Origin of the sequence: Leisingera sp. UBA4491, from assembly GCF_002388965.1 — a bacterium.
GTDB classification, from domain to species: Bacteria; Pseudomonadota; Alphaproteobacteria; order Rhodobacterales; family Rhodobacteraceae; genus Leisingera; species Leisingera aquaemixtae.
This window is the reverse complement of record NZ_DGNN01000026.1, coordinates 246,066-263,499: the sequence shown is the minus strand read 5'-3', so window position 1 is coordinate 263,499 and position 17,434 is coordinate 246,066. Positions and strand designations below refer to the sequence as shown.

At 64.5% G+C, this 17,434-nt stretch carries 15 protein-coding genes; 6 read left to right on the top strand and 9 right to left on the bottom strand.

Features of this window, described 5'->3' with window-relative positions; genetic code table 11:
• Positions 1–3: 3 nt before the first annotated feature.
• Positions 4–837, bottom strand: coding sequence for a helix-turn-helix domain-containing protein (locus B2P87_RS14845; RefSeq protein WP_141890263.1), 834 nt, complete (start codon positions 835–837; stop codon positions 4–6).
• Positions 838–909: 72 nt separating this feature from the next.
• Entirely contained in the window at positions 910–2,727 is a 1,818-nt protein-coding gene (locus tag B2P87_RS14840; RefSeq protein WP_141892069.1) for an extracellular solute-binding protein, read from the bottom strand.
• Between the two features lie 326 nt (positions 2,728–3,053).
• On the opposite strand from B2P87_RS14840, the gene B2P87_RS14835 reads away from it, so the two are divergent.
• Entirely contained in the window at positions 3,054–3,827 is a 774-nt protein-coding gene (locus B2P87_RS14835) for a 3-hydroxybutyrate dehydrogenase (RefSeq protein ID WP_141890264.1), read from the top strand.
• A 103-nt stretch (positions 3,828–3,930) separates the two neighbouring features.
• Positions 3,931–4,959 (top strand): patatin-like phospholipase family protein, encoded by a 1,029-nt coding sequence (locus B2P87_RS14830; protein WP_141890265.1) that lies wholly within the window; start codon positions 3,931–3,933, stop codon positions 4,957–4,959.
• Here B2P87_RS14830 and B2P87_RS14825 read toward each other — a convergent pair.
• The 4 genes from B2P87_RS14825 to B2P87_RS14810 all read right to left on the bottom strand — a co-directional run bounded on the left by B2P87_RS14825 (position 4,956) and on the right by B2P87_RS14810 (position 8,424).
• On the bottom strand, positions 4,956–5,672 hold the full coding sequence (locus tag B2P87_RS14825) for a DUF502 domain-containing protein (RefSeq protein WP_141890266.1): 717 nt from the start codon (positions 5,670–5,672) through the stop codon (positions 4,956–4,958). The two genes, B2P87_RS14830 and B2P87_RS14825, sit on opposite strands and share 4 nt — an antisense overlap.
• Before the next feature lie 81 nt (positions 5,673–5,753).
• Positions 5,754–6,668, bottom strand: coding sequence for a pseudouridine-5'-phosphate glycosidase (locus B2P87_RS14820; RefSeq protein ID WP_141890267.1), 915 nt, complete (start codon positions 6,666–6,668; stop codon positions 5,754–5,756).
• Positions 6,665–7,573: a PfkB family carbohydrate kinase gene (locus B2P87_RS14815; RefSeq protein WP_141890268.1), complete on the bottom strand. Its 909-nt coding sequence runs from the start codon at positions 7,571–7,573 to the stop codon at positions 6,665–6,667. Before B2P87_RS14815 ends, B2P87_RS14820 begins: the two co-directional genes overlap by 4 nt.
• 41 nt (positions 7,574–7,614) lie before the next feature.
• Complete coding sequence (locus tag B2P87_RS14810) at positions 7,615–8,424, bottom strand: DUF4198 domain-containing protein (RefSeq protein WP_141890269.1); 810 nt, start codon at positions 8,422–8,424, stop codon at positions 7,615–7,617.
• Here B2P87_RS14810 and B2P87_RS14805 point away from each other — a divergent pair.
• A complete protein-coding gene (locus B2P87_RS14805; protein ID WP_141890270.1) occupies positions 8,423–9,574 on the top strand; it encodes a HupE/UreJ family protein in 1,152 nt (383 codons plus the stop codon). The genes B2P87_RS14810 and B2P87_RS14805 overlap by 2 nt on opposite strands.
• A gap of 49 nt (positions 9,575–9,623) precedes the next feature.
• Here the strand turns inward: B2P87_RS14805 and B2P87_RS14800 are convergent, their stop codons facing one another.
• Complete coding sequence (locus B2P87_RS14800; RefSeq protein WP_141890271.1) at positions 9,624–10,256, bottom strand: thiamine phosphate synthase; 633 nt, start codon at positions 10,254–10,256, stop codon at positions 9,624–9,626.
• 166 nt (positions 10,257–10,422) lie between these two features.
• Here B2P87_RS14800 and B2P87_RS14795 point away from each other — a divergent pair, with 166 nt between their 5' ends.
• Genes B2P87_RS14795 through B2P87_RS14785 form a run of 3 tightly spaced genes read left to right on the top strand, consistent with a single transcriptional unit; the run spans position 10,423 to position 13,854 of the window.
• The gene (locus B2P87_RS14795; protein ID WP_141890272.1) at positions 10,423–11,175 is read left to right on the top strand and encodes an RNA methyltransferase; all 753 of its coding nucleotides are present in this window, start codon (positions 10,423–10,425) and stop codon (positions 11,173–11,175) included.
• 60 nt (positions 11,176–11,235) lie between these two features.
• Entirely contained in the window at positions 11,236–12,381 is a 1,146-nt protein-coding gene (ctaA, locus tag B2P87_RS14790) for a heme A synthase (RefSeq protein ID WP_141890273.1), read from the top strand.
• A gap of 3 nt (positions 12,382–12,384) precedes the next feature.
• Positions 12,385–13,854, top strand: a complete 1,470-nt coding sequence (locus B2P87_RS14785) for a carboxypeptidase M32 (RefSeq protein ID WP_141890274.1) — start codon at positions 12,385–12,387, stop codon at positions 13,852–13,854.
• 192 nt (positions 13,855–14,046) lie between these two features.
• Here B2P87_RS14785 and B2P87_RS14780 read toward each other — a convergent pair whose 3' ends face one another.
• Both B2P87_RS14780 and gyrA read right to left on the bottom strand, forming a co-directional pair.
• The gene (locus B2P87_RS14780; protein ID WP_058286833.1) at positions 14,047–14,397 is read right to left on the bottom strand and encodes a DUF6614 family protein; all 351 of its coding nucleotides are present in this window, start codon (positions 14,395–14,397) and stop codon (positions 14,047–14,049) included.
• A gap of 128 nt (positions 14,398–14,525) precedes the next feature.
• Positions 14,526–17,234, bottom strand: a complete 2,709-nt coding sequence (gyrA, locus tag B2P87_RS14775; protein ID WP_244940802.1) for a DNA gyrase subunit A — start codon at positions 17,232–17,234, stop codon at positions 14,526–14,528.
• Between the last annotated feature and the right edge of the window lie 200 nt (positions 17,235–17,434).

Below are 17,434 nucleotides of genomic sequence, written 5' to 3'. Positions count from 1 at the left end.
AGGTTAGTAGGAAGATGTCGCGCGGCCGATATCGTCAACCCGGTGCTGAAGCGACAGGCGGTCGAGCGTATCAAATGGCAGCGCCACAAAGGCTTTGATGCGGTTGCGCAGGAGACCAAAGGCCTGCTGGAAGGCAAGGTGGCGTTCGGCGTCGGTGCCGGTGGCCTTAACCGGGTCGGCCAGGCCCCAATGGGCGCTCATCGGCTGGCCGGGCCAGGCCGGGCATTCCTCGTTGGCGGCATGGTCGCAGACGGTGAAGACGAAATCCATCTGCGGCGCCTCCGGGCCGGCAAACTCCTGCAGATCCTTGGCGCGCAGGCCGGCGGTGTCATACCCCTTGGCTTGCAGCAGCGCGGCCGCTTCCGGCCGCGGGCCTGGCGACGGGCGGGTGCCTGCGGAAAACGCCCGGAACTTGCCTTCGCCGGCTTGGTTCAGAATGGCCTCTGCCAGCAGCGACCTGGCGGAATTGCCGGTGCAGATGAACAGCACGTTGAAAGGTCGTCCGGCGGTTGGCACCGGCATCGCCTCATTGCTGGCAGGCGAGCAGATACCGGGCCGGTTCTGGCAGCAGCCGGACAGCAGATCGTCGAACATCCCGCGCAGCCCCGGCAGGTCGGCGGTGTACATCAGCGAGGTGCCGGTCCGGTGCTGGCTGATCAGCCCGGCCTGTTTCAGCACCGACAGATAGGCAGATGCGGTATTGGCCTTGAATGCCAGCGCCGCGGCAATCTCTCCCGCGGGCACGGCATCCGGATAGCGGCGCATCAGCAGGCGGAACAGGGACAGCCGGTTGGGATGCGCAAGGGCGCCGAGCTTATCTGTGATCTCTATTTCCATAATTCGTGAATTACGGAAATAGAAGCCGTCTGTCAACGCCGCTGTCAGTCCTGAGCCTGCGGCGCCCGATGCTCAGTCGGCCTCGTACCACCAGACATCCGGCATGAAACCGGTGCGGTCGCCATAGACCGGCAGCTTGTCCGGAAAGCGCATCTCCTTGATATGGGCGATCCGCCCGACATCGAAGGACCAGAACGGAATGACATAGCGCCCCGCGGTCAGGACCCGGTCCAGCGCCCGCACAGCGGCGGTGAAATCCTCCGGCGCCTTGGCGGTCAGCATCGCGTCGATCATCGCTTCGGCAGCGGGGCTGTCCATCCCCATCAGGTTGCGGCTGCCGGGCTGGGTAATACCGTCGCGGCCCCAGTAATAACGCTGCTCGTTGCCGGGGCTCAGCGACAGCTCCATGCGGTAGCGGGTGAGGTCGAAGTCATAGCCAGTCCCGCGTTCGACATACTGCGCGTTGTCGACAGTTTCGGCGGACAGGGTGATGCCCAGGCGTTCCAGCGCGCGGGCGTAGATCTCTGTCACGGTTTTCATCTCGCCGTCGCCCTGGCGGATCAGCACGGTCAGGTTCAGCGCCTCTCCATCGCCGTTGCGCAGCACGCCATCGGTCACGGTCCAGCCTGCGTCTTCCAGCAATTTCATGGCCTTGCGCAGATTGCCGCGGTTGCGCTTGCTGCCGTCGCCCTGCGGCAGTGTGTAGCCTTCCAGGGTGCCGGGCAGCAGGCTGCCGGCAAAGGGATCCAGCAGTGCCTGGACTTTGCCGCTGGCCGCCCCCGGCTGCATCCCCAGCGCAGAGCCGGAGAAATAGGAGGTGATCCGCGGCTGCACGCCGCCGGTCACGGTGCCGTTGATGTATTCGAAGTTGAACGCCAGCAGCAGCGCCTCGCGCACGCGCCAGTCATCCAGCGGCGCGCGGCGGGTGTTCATCACCAGCCCGGTCATGCCGGAGGGGCGCTGATGCGGGATCTCGCTTTTCACCACATCGCCGCGGGTAACCGCCGGGAAGCTGTAGACACTGTCCCATTTGTCGGCATTGAACTCGCGCACCGCGCTCAGCTCGCCCGCCTTGAAGGCCTCGAACAGCACGGTTTCATCACCGAAGAAGTCGATGCGCATCTCGTCGAAATTCTGGGTGCCGCGCTGCAGGGGCAGGTCCTTGCCCCAGTAATCGGGATTGCGGCGCAGGGTGACAAAGCGGCCCGGCTCATAGGCGCTGACCACATAAGCCCCGGTGCCGATGGGCGCGCCCTCCACCGTATCGCTGCCAAACTCCTTGCCCTCCCACTGCGCCTTTTTCAGGATCGGGCGCATGCCGGCGATCAGGGCCAGCTCGCGGTCCTCGGTGTTGAAGGTCAGGCGCAGGCTGCGCGGGCCGGTCTGTTCGATGCGGTCCACCTTGGTCCAGAAGCCGCGGTAGCGGGGGTGCCCCTGGGTGCCAAGTGTCTCATAGGACCAGATCACATCCTCGATGGTGACCGGACTGCCATCGGAGAATCGCGCCTCCTCCCGCAGGGTGAATTCCACCCAGGAGCGGTCCTCAGGGGTCTCGACCGATTCGGCCAAAAGGCCGTAGAGGGTGAAGGGCTCGTCCCAGGAGCGGCCCATCAGGCTCTCGTAACTCCAGAACCTCAGCTGCCACGGAGAGGTGCCTTTCAGGGCGAACGGGTTCAGCGAGTCAAAGCCGCCGGTGTTGCCGAAGACCACCTTGCCGCCCTTGGGGGCATCGGGGTTGGCATAGGGCAAGGACACAAAATCCGGTGGCAGGGCGGGGTCCCCGTACATAGCTATGCCATGCGCCGATTCTGCCTGAGCGGAATTCGCGGCAAATGCCAAGGTGATTCCGGCCAGTGCCGCGCGAAGATTCAGGAAATTTTCTTTTCGCAGTTTCACAACAATCCCGCTCTGCCCTTATTTTCTTGCTTCCGCACGCTACGTGCGCTTTTTCGTCTTTTCAAACTTTTAGCTTGGACGAAAGCCGGAAATTGCTTATAAAGAGATCACTGCTCGATAGGTTTCTTGCCTGTATGAAACCTGCCTCAATAACTAACGCCCGCCTTGTGCGGGCGTTTTTTTCTTGCGGTATTTCCCGTCCGTTATGGCCGTAAATGCCCCTGCGTTGCGCCGGGGGGCTGCGTAGTCTTACGCGTTTCCTTTGCATCTGCAGCATGGCACAGTGGCGGCAGTTTGATTGAGCCAAAGCGGAGAAGCTGATGTCCTTGCAAGGGAAGACTGCCGTCATCACCGGATCGAATTCAGGTATTGGCCTGGGGGTTGCACGCGAACTGGCGCGGGCAGGGGCCAACGTGGTGCTGAACTCCTTCACCGACCGGGAGGAGGATCACGCGCTGGCCGGCGCGCTGGCCCGAGAATTCAGCGTCCAGGCCCGCTACATCCAGGCCGATATGTCCAACGGCGCCGACTGCCGGGCGCTGATCGAAAAGGCCGGCGCCTGCGATATCCTGATCAACAACGCGGGCATCCAGCATGTGTCGCCGATTGACGAGTTCCCGCAGGACAAGTGGGACGCGATCATCGCGATCAACATGACCTCCAACTTCCACACCATGGCCGCGGCCTTGCCGAAGATGCGGGCGGCGGGCTGGGGGCGGATCGTCAATATCGCCTCGGCGCACGGGCTGACGGCCTCTCCCTATAAATCGGCCTATGTGGCGGCCAAGCATGGCGTGGTCGGCATGACCAAGACCGTGGCGCTGGAAACTGCGGAGGAGCCGATCACCTGCAATGCGATCTGCCCGGGCTATGTGCTGACGCCGCTGGTGGAGGCGCAGATCCCCGACACCATGGAGAAGTACAACATGGGCCGGGAAGAGGTGATCAAGAAGGTCATGCTGGAGCGCCAGCCCAGCCGCGAGTTCGCCACCGTGGAGCAGATGGGCGGCACGGCCGTGTTCCTGTGCTCGGACGCGGCCGCGCAGATCACCGGCACCGCGATCAGCGTCGACGGCGGCTGGACCGCACTGTAACGGCCAAGCTTTAGGGCGGGAGGGGGCCAGCCCCCTCTTGCCCTTTGAAGGGGGCAATTCACCCCCGGGATATTTCCGGCCAGAAGAAAAGGCGGACCGGCTCATGACTGTGAAAATCAATCTGGCCCTGCAAGGCGGAGGTGCGCATGGGGCGTTCACATGGGGGGTGCTGGACCGTCTGCTGGAGGACGAGGGGATCGAGGTGGCCGGGATCACCGGAACCTCTGCCGGTGCGCTCAACGGGGCGGCGTTTAAGGCCGGCATGGTGCAGGGCGGGCGCCAGGGCGCCAAGGCGGCGCTGGATGGCCTGTGGCAGCGCATGGGGGCGGTGGGAGACATGCGGTTTACCCATTGGCTGACCCGGTTTGACGCGGTGGCCTGGGCGAGCGCTTGGGAGGCCGTCCTGCCGTTCACTCCGATGGAGGCGGTGAGCCAGGTGGTCTCCCCCTACCATTATGGCCCGTTTTACGAGAACCCGCTGCGGGAGGTGGTCGAGGCATTCCGGTTCGAGGACGTTTGCGCAGGCGCGGGTCCGGAGCTATTCGTTTGCGCGACCTGCGTGCGCAGCGGCAAGATCCGCATTTTCGAAGGGCAGGAGATCAGCACCGATGCAATCCTCGCCTCCGCCTGCTTGCCGGATCTGTTCCAGGCGGTGGAGATCGAAGACCCGGAAACCGGCCGCATGGAGGCCTATTGGGACGGCGGCTATACCGGCAATCCGGCCCTGTTTCCGCTCTTCAGCGGCGACCTGCCGGGGGATGTGGTGATTGTGAACATCAACCCGCTGGAGCGCGAGGACATCCCGAAGACGCCGCAGCAGATCCGCAACCGGGTGAATGAGATCAGCTTCAACTCCTCGCTGCTGCGGGAGCTGCGGGCGATCAATTTCGTGCAGCGGCTGCTGGCCGACGGCACCATTCAGCGCGGCCGGATGAAACAGGTGCGGGTTCACATGATCGCGGATGACGCCTTGATGACGCAACTGTCGGTCACCACCAAGGTGATTCCGGTGCCGCAGATCCTGGCGCGGCTGAAACAGGCGGGACGGGACGCGGCAGAGGGTTTCCTGACGCGCGACCGGGAAAACCTCGGGGTGCGGTCCTCTGCCGATCTGCCGGCGATGTTCGGTTAGGCGTCTTCTTTTTCGGGCGCCTTGGCCTTCTTGCCGTTTTCCAGCGGTTTCGTTGGGTCCTTGGGGTTGGGGTACACAAGGCCTGCCGAAATCACCAGCTTGGCCGAATCCTCCACCGACATGTCCAGTTCGATCACGTCTTCCTCGGGCACGAACAGCAGGAAGCCCGAGGTCGGGTTCGGAGTGGTCGGAAGGAAAACGCTGACCAGCCCGCCGCTGGTTTCGGCCCGCTTGGCAATCTCGCCCTTGGCGGAGGTGGAGATAAAGCCGATCGCCCAGATACCCTTGCGCGGGTATTGCACCAGACAGGCCTTCTCGAAACTGCGCTCGGACTGGGCAAAGACGGTCTCGGAGATCTGCTTGATCCCGGAATAGACCGTGCGCACCACCGGCATCCGGTCCACCAGGCTTTCGGCGAAATTGATCAGGGAGCGGCCAATCAGGCCTTTGGCGATCCAGCCCACGATGATGGTGAACAACAGAAAGATGATCAGCCCGACACCGCGCAGGTTGATGCCGATATACTGTTCGGGGCGGAAGGTGTGCGGCACCAGTGGCAGCACCACGCTGTCGATCCAGCCCATCACCGACCACAGGAGCCAGATCGTCAGCCCCACCGGCGCGATGACGACGATCCCGGTAAAGAAGGAAGCGCGCAGGCTGGCAAACAGCCCGCGGCGGCGGTGAGGTTCATCGTCGAAAGGCGTTGTCATAGGTCTGCTTTTGCTCAAATTCCGAATGGAACCTATGCACTGTTCGGGGGCGGAGCAATGGGGGCCGCCCCCGAATTCATGTCATCGCGTCAGTTTGTTGAGTTCCTGTGCGATCTTTGCCGCCAGCCGGGCATTGTTGCGCACCAATGCGATATTCGCGGTGAGCGAGCGGCCGTCCGTCAGCTCAAAGATGCGGCTCAGCAGGAAGGGGGTCACATCCTTGCCCGCAATGCCCTGGGCGTCTGCCTCGGACTGGGCCTGGGCGATCACAGGCGCCAGGTCCTCGGCGGCGATCTGGGCGTCTGCCGGGATCGGGTTGGCCACCAGCTGGCCGCCCGGCAGGCCCATCGCCTGACGGGTGGCGTGGGCGCGGGCGATCTGCGCCGCGTCATCCATGCGCAGCGGCGCCTTGAGGTCCGATTGCGCCGACCAGAAGGCCGGGAAGCTGTCCTGCCCGTAGGCGATGACCGGCACGCCCTGGGTTTCCAGCACTTCCAGCGTCTTGGGCACGTCGAGGATCGCCTTGGCGCCAGCGGCCACAACCGTCACCGGGGTCTGCGCAAGCTCCAGCAGGTCGGCGGAGATGTCAAAGGTGGTCTCCGCGCCCTTGTGGACGCCGCCGATGCCGCCGGTGGCAAAGACGGAGATGCCAGCCAGCCGCGCCGCGATCATGGTGGCCGCAACCGTGGTCGCCCCGGTGCCGCCGGTGGCGATGCAGGCGGGCATGTCCGCACGGGAGATCTTGGCAACGCCCTTGGCCTGTCCCAGTGCTTGCAGCTGATCGGGTTCCAGACCCACGTGCAGCACGCCCTCAATCACCGCCATGGTGGCAGGCACGGCACCGGCCTTGCGGATGTCCTGCTCCACCTGTGCGGCAACCTCGACGTTCTGCGGGTAGGGCATGCCGTGGGTGATGATGGTGCTTTCCAGCGCAACAATGGCGCGGCCTTCGGCCTTGGCGGCCTGGACCTCGGACGAATACTGAATGTCGATCACAGCGGGGGTTCTCCTGAAACGTAGGTTGCCGCAGCCTTGAGGGCTGAGGCCAATGCGGATTTGCGGTCTTCGCCCCGTGCCTCGGCAACGATATGGGCGGCCATGAAGGTATCACCTGCGCCGGTCACCCGGGCGACCGTGACGCGGGGCGGGTGCAGGGTGATGGTACCCTTGGCGTCCGCCACGGTGGCAGAGGCACCGCCATCGGTGACCAGCACCCGGGCGGCGCCGCGGTCGAGCATCGCCTGGGCTGCGGTTTCGCTGTCGGTGAACTCCGCCTGGCACAGGATGCCGGCCTCTTCCAGGTTCACATAAAGCGTGCCGCGGGTGCGGGTCAGGAACGGGCGCAGCCGCTCCGCCTTGCCCGGTGACGCAGGCGCCACGCGCAGGTCGGCCTTGGCGAAGGCGGGGCTGGCGACGATATCATCCAGCAGCGACAGCGTCAGGTTGCCGTCCAGCGCCACCTGGCCCGCGTAAGGCGCGTCCTCAGAGCCCAGAGAGCCGTCCGACAGCGGCCGCAGAATCTTGTCGCCGGCCGCCTCCAGCGAGTGCGCGTCGGCAATCGCGGCGATCAGCCCGTTGGCGCCCTCCACCGCCATATAGCGGTCGGTGGGCAGATCCTCGGAACGGTAGATGTGATCGGTGATCAGCCCGAAATGGCCGCAGGCGTGGATCAGCTCGTCCCCTTCGGGGTCGCGGCCCACCGCGGTCAGCAGTGCGGGCTGGACGCCGAACCGGGACAGCGTCATGGCGATGTTCATGGCAACCCCGCCGGGCAGGCGGGTAATGCGGCCGGGCATATCCGAGCCGCGCTGCATTTCCGTGGTGCAGCGGCCGATAATGTCCCAAAGGACCGAGCCGATGCACAGAATGGCGGGGGGCTGTGAGGCAGAGGCTTGTGTCATATTGACCTATTGCCGCCTTTGCCGCACCTCTGCAAGCGGCTTCACTCAGCAGGCACCGCAAAGGTCAGGGCCGCCCAAAGGCTTTCCCATACGTAATCTTTGCCCTCGGGCGCCGGGCGCAGGACAACCGCGTCCAGCAGGTATTGATGGCCCGGCATCACGGGGACAGCGGTTTCGCCCTCGGCATCTGTCAGCCGCGTGGTGATGGTGACACTGCCATCGGGGGCCTTGGCAAAAACCTCGACCTGGGCCTTGGGCCGCGGCTCTCCCTTATAGAGCACCCGGACAGGCAGCCCCCGGGACAGATCATCGGTATAGGGATTGGCCAGGGCAACGATCTCTGTCTCCAGCCCGGTGGCGGTATCTGATCCGCTGCCGTTCCCGATCGCGACCAAAGACTTGGCGTACCGGGTGTATTGCTCGCCAAAGCCCGCCTCCGGCAGCCCGCGCGCCTGATGCTGCGTGCGGATATCGCCGAATCCCTTGTGGTCGATGAAGGCCTGGAACGCCTCCCACGTGTCATAGGTCAGCGTTTGCGGCCGGGTTTGATGGATCAGCACCGCCAGCCCGTCTTGCACCATTTCGGCGGCAAAGGCGGGCATGTCGCCCATTCGTCCCTGATACGGCGCAGCTGCTGCGCCCTGCATCACCTCGAACCGGGCGATCCGGTGGTCCAGATAGGGCTGCTCAGCACCTTTGAACCCCTGGCCGTTGCGCAGCCTTGCCACCACGGTATTTCCCGAAACTTCTTGATATTTTTCCGGCTCAATCCAAAACTCGTGGGATAAACCCGGCCCGGCCGCCAAGGTCAGCCCGGAACAGAGAATTGAGCAGAACAGGCGGTATTGCATGAAAGTGTCCTTGGCTGTCAGGCGCGGCTATTTTTGGCCGCGGACCTTATTTGCGCTGTTGTTCTGCTGGGGTGCAATAGCCGCCGCAAGCGCCCGCGCGCATGAGGTTACCCCGGCGATTGCCGATTTCACTGTGGCGGACGGCCGGATCACCCTGGAATTGCGCCTGAATGCGGAGGCGTTTGTGGCGGGTATCAACCTGGACGGGCTGGCGGACACGAACCAGACCGCGCAGGCCGCCGACTACGACGAGCTGCGCGCGCTCGGCCCGGCGGAGCTGGAACCGATGGTGCGCCTCTTTGCCGAGGACTGGCTGGAAGCCTTCTCCGTTCAGGCGCCGGACCCGGTTTCGCTCAGCCTGTCCCGGATCACCATCCCGGAGACCGGCGACGCCAGCCTGCCGCGCGCCTCCGTTCTGGAGTTCAGCGGCGAGGTGCCGCCCGGGGCCCGCAGCCTGCGCATTGCCTGGCCCGCGGGCTCCGGCGGGGTTGTGCTGCGGCAGAACGGGGTTGCGGAGCCCTATACCGGCTACCTGCAGGGGGGAGAGACCTCCCCGCCCATCCCGCTTGGCGGCGGTGCGGCCAAGACGCCGGTCGAGGCTTTCATGGAATACATCCCCGTCGGCTTTACTCACATCCTGCCCAAGGGGCTGGATCATATCCTGTTTGTGCTGGGCCTGTTCTTCCTCAGCCCGCGGGTGAAACCGCTGCTGCTGCAAGTGAGCGTGTTCACCGTCGCCCATACTATCACCCTGGCGCTGGGCGCGCTGGGCATGGTTTCCGTCAGCGCCGCCATCGTCGAGCCGCTGATTGCCCTGTCGATTGTCTTTGTCGCGGTCGAGAACATCTTTGCCCGCAAGCTGCACAGCTGGCGCACATTCGTGATCTTCGGCTTCGGCCTGTTGCACGGGTTGGGCTTTGCTTCCGTGCTGGGGGCCTTCGGGCTGCCGCAAAACCAGTTCCTGCCCGCGCTCATCGGCTTCAACGTTGGGGTGGAGCTGGGCCAGCTGGCCGTGATCGCTGCCGCCTATCTGGGCGTGCGCCTGTGGTTCGGGCGGCACCCCAAATACCGCGGCCGGGTGGCAATCCCGGCCTCGGTCACCATCGCCATGATCGGCAGCTACTGGTTTGTGGAACGGGTGTTCCTGTAACCACCCGCCAAAGGCTCAGCCCGGATAGCTGAGCCGGCAGCGGGGCTGGTCAGCCCATTGCCCGCATCAGGGTCTTGAGCGCCGCAAGCGGATCTTCCGCGTGCCAGATCTCATCCCCGATGCCGAAGAAGTCGGTATTGGGGGCGATCGAGCGCACCAGATCCTCGGTAAGACCGCCTTCGGCCACCACCGGAACCTCAATCATTTTCGACCACCACTCGAACAGATCGGCCTCCGCCCGCGCGCCGTCGCCCAGGCCGGATGTGCCGACAGGGCCAAAGCTCACGTAATCCGCGCCCGCTTCGCCGGCCACCATGCCGTCATGCTGCGAGGCGCCGCAGAAGCAGCCGACAATCGCATCCGGCCCCAGCGCCTTGCGCGCGGCGCGCACCGATTTCGACGCGTCGGTCAGATGCACGCCGTCCAGGCCCAGCCGTTCGGCCAGGATCTGATGGTCCGAGATCACCAGCGCCACATCGCGTTCCATGGTCACTTCGCGCAGCGCGTCGCCCGCGCGGCTCAGCGTGTCCTGATCGCGGCTGGCCAGATCCAGGCGCACGCAGGCCACGTCCACCTCATCCAGCACCCGCGCCAGAAGAGCGGGGAATTTGCCCAGCTCGAAACTAGGCGGGGAGATCAGGTAGATCTGCGGCTGCTCCGGTGCGTCAGCAGGGCTTCCCATCGTGGTGCTCCATTGTTCAGGCGATTGCAGGGTGTTTAGCCGATTTGCCGCCGGACGCAAGGATTTGCGGCGGTGACGGCCCGCATATTGCGCGCCAAAACCGCGCTGGACCTTGCCCCGCCGCCGCGCGGGCAGTACAGCAGTGCCGATTTTGCCGGAGAACACGATGCCCATCGATACGCCTCAGCCCGCCTTTGTCCTTGTCCGCCCGCAGATGGGCGAGAATATCGGTGCCGCCGCGCGGGCGATGTGGAACTTCGGCCTCGACCGGATGCGGATCGTGGCGCCGCGCGACGGCTGGCCGAACCCCAAGGCGGTGGCGATGTCCTCGGGCGCGGGCCGCCTGCTGGACGAAGCGCAGCTCTGTGCCGACGTGCCGGAGGCGCTGGGCGACTGCACCTATGTGTTTGCCACCACCGCCCGGCAGCGCGGGCTGACCAAACCGGTCTACAGCCCCGAACGCGCCATGCAGATCGCGGCAGAGAAGATCGCCGCAGGCGAGAAGGTCGCGGTGATGTTCGGCCCTGAGCGCGCGGGCCTGGAAAACGAGGATATCGCCAAGGCCAATGCCATCATCTCGGTGCCGGTCAATCCGCTGTATGCCTCGCTGAACCTGGGCCAATGCGTGCTGCTCACGGGCTATGAATGGATGCGCCAGTCCGGCGATGTGGTGCATGAAACCACCGATCTGGGCCGCAAGGGCGACTGGGCCACCGGGGTCGAGGTCGAGAAGCTGGTGGAGCATTACGAGGAGCGGCTGGACGAAGCGGGCTTCTTCTATCCGCCGGAGAAGGCCGAGGGCATGAAGACCAACCTGCGCAACCTGTGGTCCCGGATGCGGATGACCCGCTCCGACGTGCAGATGCTGCACGGGATCATGCGGCAGATGGTCCGCTGGAAAGAGCGGGGCGGCGAGTAAGCCGCTCTGGACCAATTCCGAAACCGCCCCTAGCTTGGCAGCACAGACAAAGAGGCAAGCATGAGCAAGCGCAGCATTTTCGAAGAGGTCGAGGGCGAGAAGACGAACGCGCCCGCGGTGCAGCCGGGGCTGATCGACCGCGGCCGCGGCGGCGCCCGCAAGGCAATCCGCGCCTGGCTGATGGTTCTGTTTGGCCTGGTGGTTGCGATGATCGTGGTGGGCGGTCTGACGCGGCTCACAGACTCCGGCCTGTCGATCACCGAATGGCGCCCTGTGACCGGGGCGATCCCGCCGATGTCCGAGGCGGAATGGCAGTCCGAGTTCGACAAATACAAGCAGATCGACCAGTGGCGCATCGAGAACCAGTGGATGCAACTGTCTGATTTCAAAGAGATCTACTGGTGGGAATGGGGCCACCGTCAGCTGGGCCGGGTGATCGGCCTGATCTGGGCGCTCGGCTTCCTCGGCTTCCTGATGGCGCGCAAGATCCCCGCGGGCTGGACCGGCCGGCTGCTGCTGCCCGGCGTCCTCGGCGGTGTGCAGGGCGCCATCGGCTGGTGGATGGTGGCCTCTGGCGTCACCCAGGGCGAGGGGATGACTGCTGTTGCCTCCTACCGGCTGGCTGTGCATCTGGGGCTGGCGTTTGTGATCCTTGGCTTTATCGCTTGGTACGTGCTGATGCTGGGCCGCGAGGAGCGTGAGCTGATGCAGGCGCGCCGTGCCAAGGAGGCCAAGCTGTTCAGCCTGTCCACGGGATTGATGCACTTTGCCTTCCTGCAGATCCTGCTGGGCGCGCTGGTCGCGGGCATTGACGCGGGCCGCTCCTACACCGACTGGCCGCTGATGGGCGGGCAGGTGATCCCGCCGAACCCCTTCATGATCGAGCCCCTGTGGAAGAACTTCTTTGAGAACCCCGGGCTGGTGCAATTCATTCACCGGGTGGCAGGCTATCTGCTGTTTGCCTTTGCCGTGGTGGCCTGGCTGCGCGGGCGCAGCTCTGCCCACGCGCGCACCCGCTTTGCCTTCAACGCCGTTTTTGCTGCGCTGTCGGTGCAGGTGCTTCTGGGGATCATCACCGTGGTCTATGCCGCGCCGCTGCACGCAGCCATCACCCATCAGCTGGTGGCGGTTGGCGTCTGGGTGCTGATCCTGCGCGCCCGCTTCCTGTCGGCCTATCCCATTGCAACCTCGATCAAGGATCACTGACGCATGAGCGCATTTGACGAACTGATGGCCTTCCAGCGCGAAACCCAGGCGCTGGGGCAGATTGCGGGCCGTCTGGGCTGGGATCAGGAAACCGTGATGCCGCGCGGGGCCGCGCCGCAGCGGGGCGAGGAAATGGCCGCGATCGAGGCGGTGCTGCACGCCCGCCGCAGCGACCCGCGGGTGGCGGAGTGGCTGGAGCAGGCCGAAGCGCCCGATGAAGCCGGTGCCGCGCAGCTGCGCGAGATCCGCCGCAGCTATGAGCGCACCGTCAAGGTGCCTGCCGCTCTGGCCAAGAAGATCGCCCAGGTCACATCGGAGGCGCAGGGCAAATGGGCCGCCGCAAGGGCAGATGAGGATGTCGCAGCCTTCCTGCCGGTGCTGGAGGAAGTGGTGTCCCTGAAGCGCGAGGAAGGCCAGGCGCTGGCTGCGGGCGGGGATGTCTATGACGCCATGGTCGAGGATTACGAGCACGGAATGACCGGGGCAGGGATTGCGGAGATCTTTGACGCCATGCGCCCCGGGCTGGTGGAGCTGCGCGCCAAGGTGCTGGAGAAACCCGCGCCGAAGGGGCTGGAGGGAACCTTTGACGACGCCGCGCAGATGAAGCTGACCCGCAAGATTGCCAAGGTGTTCGGCTATGACATGGCGCATGGCCGGGTCGACAAGGCGGTGCATCCGTTCAGCTCCGGCTCCGGCCTGGACGTGCGGATCACCACGCGGACCAGCGCAACCGATCCGTTCAACTGCTTCTATTCCACCATTCATGAGGTCGGCCACGGCGCCTATGAGCAGAACATCAGCCGCGATTACCTGCTGACGCCGCTGGGCAGCGGCGTGTCGATGGGGGTGCATGAAAGCCAAAGCCGGATCTATGAAAACCAGATCGGCCGCAGCCGCGCCTTTACCGGCTGGCTGTTTGAGGAGATGACAGCCGCCTTTGGCGATTTCGGCATTGCTGATGCGGATGCCTTTTATGCCGCCGTCAACGCGGTGCATAAGGGCTATATCCGGACGGAAGCGGATGAGCTGCAATATAACCTCCATATCATGCTGAGGTTCGGCCTGGAACGCGCGCTGATGAGCGGCGATCTGGCGGTGAAGGATCTGGAAGCGGCCTGGAACGACCGGTTCGAGGCGGATTTCGGGTATGCGGTGGACAAACCCTCCAACGGCTGCCTGCAGGATGTGCATTGGTCGGTCGGGCTGTTCGGCTATTTCCCGACCTACAGCCTGGGCAATGTCTATGCCGGCTGCCTGTACCAGGCGCTGCGCCGGGACGTGCCGGGGCTGGATGCTCAGCTGGCCCAGGGCGACACCACAGGCGCCACCGGCTGGCTGAAGGAGAACCTGCAGCAGCACGGGGGCTTGCGCAGCCCGCGCGGCACCATCGTCCATGCCGCGGGAATGGAACCCGGGCATGAGCCGCTGCTGGGCTATCTGGAAGAGAAGTTCAGCCTGCTCTACGGCCTGTGAGTCCGGCCAGGCCGCCGGGTAACGCCTTTCCCGGGCAGCAGAAATCAGCTGCCCCGGAATTGCCTCATTTCAAGTATACTCTCTAAGACTCCTGGGGGCGGGACCACGAGGGTAGAGCCATGCATACAGCCGTAGCCTATTTGATCTTTGCCAGCTTCGTGCTGGCGCCATCCCTGATCTGAGCCACCAGTCTCAGATCAGCGCCATGCGCTCCGCCCGCTCGGGATCCGGGAAGGGACGGTAAAGGCCGATCTCCGCGGTGGCGATCAGGGCGGTCACGTGTGAGTACAGCTTTTCCACTTCCTCGTCGTGTTCGCCCAGAACCCGGAAGGCCTGATCCAGCTGAGTCATATCCTTGAATTCGATTTCCAGCAGGAAGTCGCGGCAGTTGTCGCTGGCCAAGTTCAGCTTGCGCCGCAGCAGACGCCAGCCGAGCACCACACCGCGTGCCTGCAGATAGTTCATCCATTGCTCAACCGCGCTGGCAAAGCTCAGCGCCTTGGCCTCGTGGTGCAGGTCGATGGAGCAGTGATACAAGTTCATGGGGCATCCCCTTGCTGAGAAAACGAACCTTGACCGCAAGAATGCCCGAAACCCCTTAGGGGGCCGTTAACAAAGCGAACGCCGCCCTGGCAACAGGACGGCGTTCAAATCTTTCAGCTGCGCGGGGCTTATTCCTCGCCGCTGTCCTCCTCTTCGCCGTTTTCGGCGATCCAGGCGACAGAGACCACTTCCTCGCCCTTGCCGGTGTTGAACACCCGCACGCCGCCGGCAGAGCGCGAGCGGAACGAGATGCCATCGACCGGCACCCGGATCGACTGGCCCTTGGAGGTGGCCAGCATGATCTGGTCGTCCAGCTCCACCGGGAAGGAGGCGACAATCTCGCCGCCGCGCATCGCCTTGTCCATCGCGGTCACGCCCATGCCGCCGCGGCCGCGCACCGGGTAGTCGTGCGAAGAGGACAGCTTGCCCGAACCGCCCGCGGTGATGGTCAGGATCAGGTTCTCGGCTGCCGACATCTCTGCATAGAGCTCGGTGGAGAAGTTCGGATCCTCGGGCGCATCCTCGTCCGTGGTTTCCGCATCGTCGGTCAGGCCCGCCATCGCCCGGCGCATTTTGAGGTAGGCGGTGCGCTGCTCCGGCGTGTATTTGGAGTGGCGGATGACCGACATCGACACAACGCTGTCCTCGCCGGTCAGCCTGATGCCGCGGACACCGGTGGATTCGCGCGAGTTGAACACCCGCACGTCGGTGGAGCGGAAGCGGATGGCGCGGCCCGAATTGGTGAACAGCATCACATCGTCATCTTCCGAGCAGATGCGCACATTCACCAGTTTGACGGAGCCGTCCTCCGGCAGTTTCATCGCGATCTTGCCGTTGCGGCGGACGTTGGTGAAGTCCGACAGCCGGTTGCGGCGCACGTCGCCGCCGCTGGTGGCAAACACCACCTGCAGGTTTTCCCATTCCTCGTCCGGCACATCGACCGGCATGATGGCGGCGATGGAGACGCCGGTCGGGATCGGCAGGATGTTGACGATGGCCTTGCCCTTGCCGGTGCGGCCGGACTGCGGCAGGCGCCAGGTCTTCAGCTTGTAGACCATGCCGTCGGTGGTGAAGAACAGAAGCTGGGTGTGGGTGTTGGCCACAAACAGCGTGGTCACCACGTCCTCTTCCTTGGTCTGCATGCCGCTGAGGCCCTTGCCGCCGCGCTTCTGGGCGCGGAAATCGGCCAGCGGGGTGCGCTTGATCCAGCCGCCGGAGGTCACGGTCACCACCATGTCCTCGCGCTCGATCAGGTCCTCGTCCTCCATGTCGCCGGACCAGTCGACGATCTCGGTGCGGCGCGGCACGGCGAAGTTGTCGCGCACTTCGCGCAGCTCGTCGCTGATGATGCCCATGATGCGCTCGCGCGAGGACAGGATTTCCAGATAGTCCTTGATCTTGCCGGCCAGTTCTTCCAGCTCGTCCGTGACTTCTTTCACGCCGATCTGGGTCAGGCGCTGCAGGCGCAGTTCCAGAATCGCGCGGGCCTGGGCTTCGGACAGGTTATAGGTGCCGTCGTCGTTTGCCGTGTGCGTCGGATCGTCGATCAGCGCGATGTATTCGAGGATCGGCTGTGCCGGCCAGCGGCGGGTCATCAGCTTTTCACGCGCTTCAGCGGCGTCCGCGGACTGGCGGATGGTGGTGACGATCTCGTCGATATTGGTCACCGCCACGGCCAGGCCGCACAGGATATGGCTGCGCTCGCGGGCCTTGCGCAGCAGATGCGCCGTGCGCCGGGCCACCACATCTTCGCGGAAGTCGATGAAGGAGGTCAGGAACCGGCGCAGCGTCAGCTGTTCCGGCCGGCCGCCGTTCAGCGCCAGCATGTTGCAGCCGAAATAGGTCTGCATCGGGGTGAAACGGTAGAGCTGGTTCAGCACCACCTCGGGGGTTGCGTCGCGTTTCAGCTCGACCACCACCCGCACGCCGTTGCGGTCGGATTCATCCTGCACGTGGGCGACGCCCTCGATCTTCTTCTCGCGGACCTGCTCGGCGATCTTCTCGATCATCGCGGCCTTGTTCACCTGATAGGGAATCTCGTCCACGACAATGGCATAGCGGTCCTTGCGGATCTCCTCCACGCGGGTCTTGGCGCGGATGATGACGCTGCCGCGGCCTTCAAGATAGGCCTTGCGCGCGCCGGCACGGCCCAGCATCAGCGCGCCGGTCGGGAAGTCGGGGCCGGGGATGTATTCGATCAGCTGCTCGCTGGTCAGGTCCGGATCCTCGATCAGCGCCAGCGTGGCGTCGACCACTTCGCCCAGGTTGTGCGGCGGGATGTTGGTGGCCATGCCGACGGCGATGCCGCCAGCGCCGTTGACCAGCATGTTCGGGAAGCGGGCCGGAAGCACGGTCGGCTCGCGGTCCTTGCCGTCGTAGTTGTCCTGGAAATCGACGGTTTCTTTCTCGATATCCGCAAGCAGTGCCGCGGCGGGCTTGTCCATGCGCACCTCGGTGTAACGCATGGCCGCCGGGTTGTCGCCGTCCATCGAGCCGAAGTTGCCCTGGCCGTCCAGAAGCGGCAGCGACATCGAGAAGTCCTGCGCCATCCGCACCAGCGCGTCATAGATCGCGCTGTCGCCGTGCGGGTGGTATTTACCCATCACGTCGCCGACCGGGCGCGCCGACTTGCGGTAGGCCTTGTCATGGGTGTTGCCGGATTCGTGCATCGCATAGAGAATGCGGCGGTGCACCGGTTTCAGGCCGTCCCGCAGGTCCGGGATGGCGCGGCTGACGATGACCGACATCGCATAGTCGAGATACGAGTTGCGCATCTCGGCTTCGATGGAAACGGTCGGCCCATCATATGCCGGGCGTCCCGGCAGATTTTCTTCCATATTTTCAGGAGTTTCCGGCGTATCGCTCACGTTGGCTGCCCGCTCTTTCTTCTGGGTCTATATCTTGTGTTTGCACCCTATCAGATACCGTATATGCGGCGCAAGCAGGCAGCCGGGAACAGCGGCAACAGGCCGTTCACACATCGGTAACGCACTGTTTTTGAGGAAATTAACCAATACCAGCCTAGCATCATCAGAAG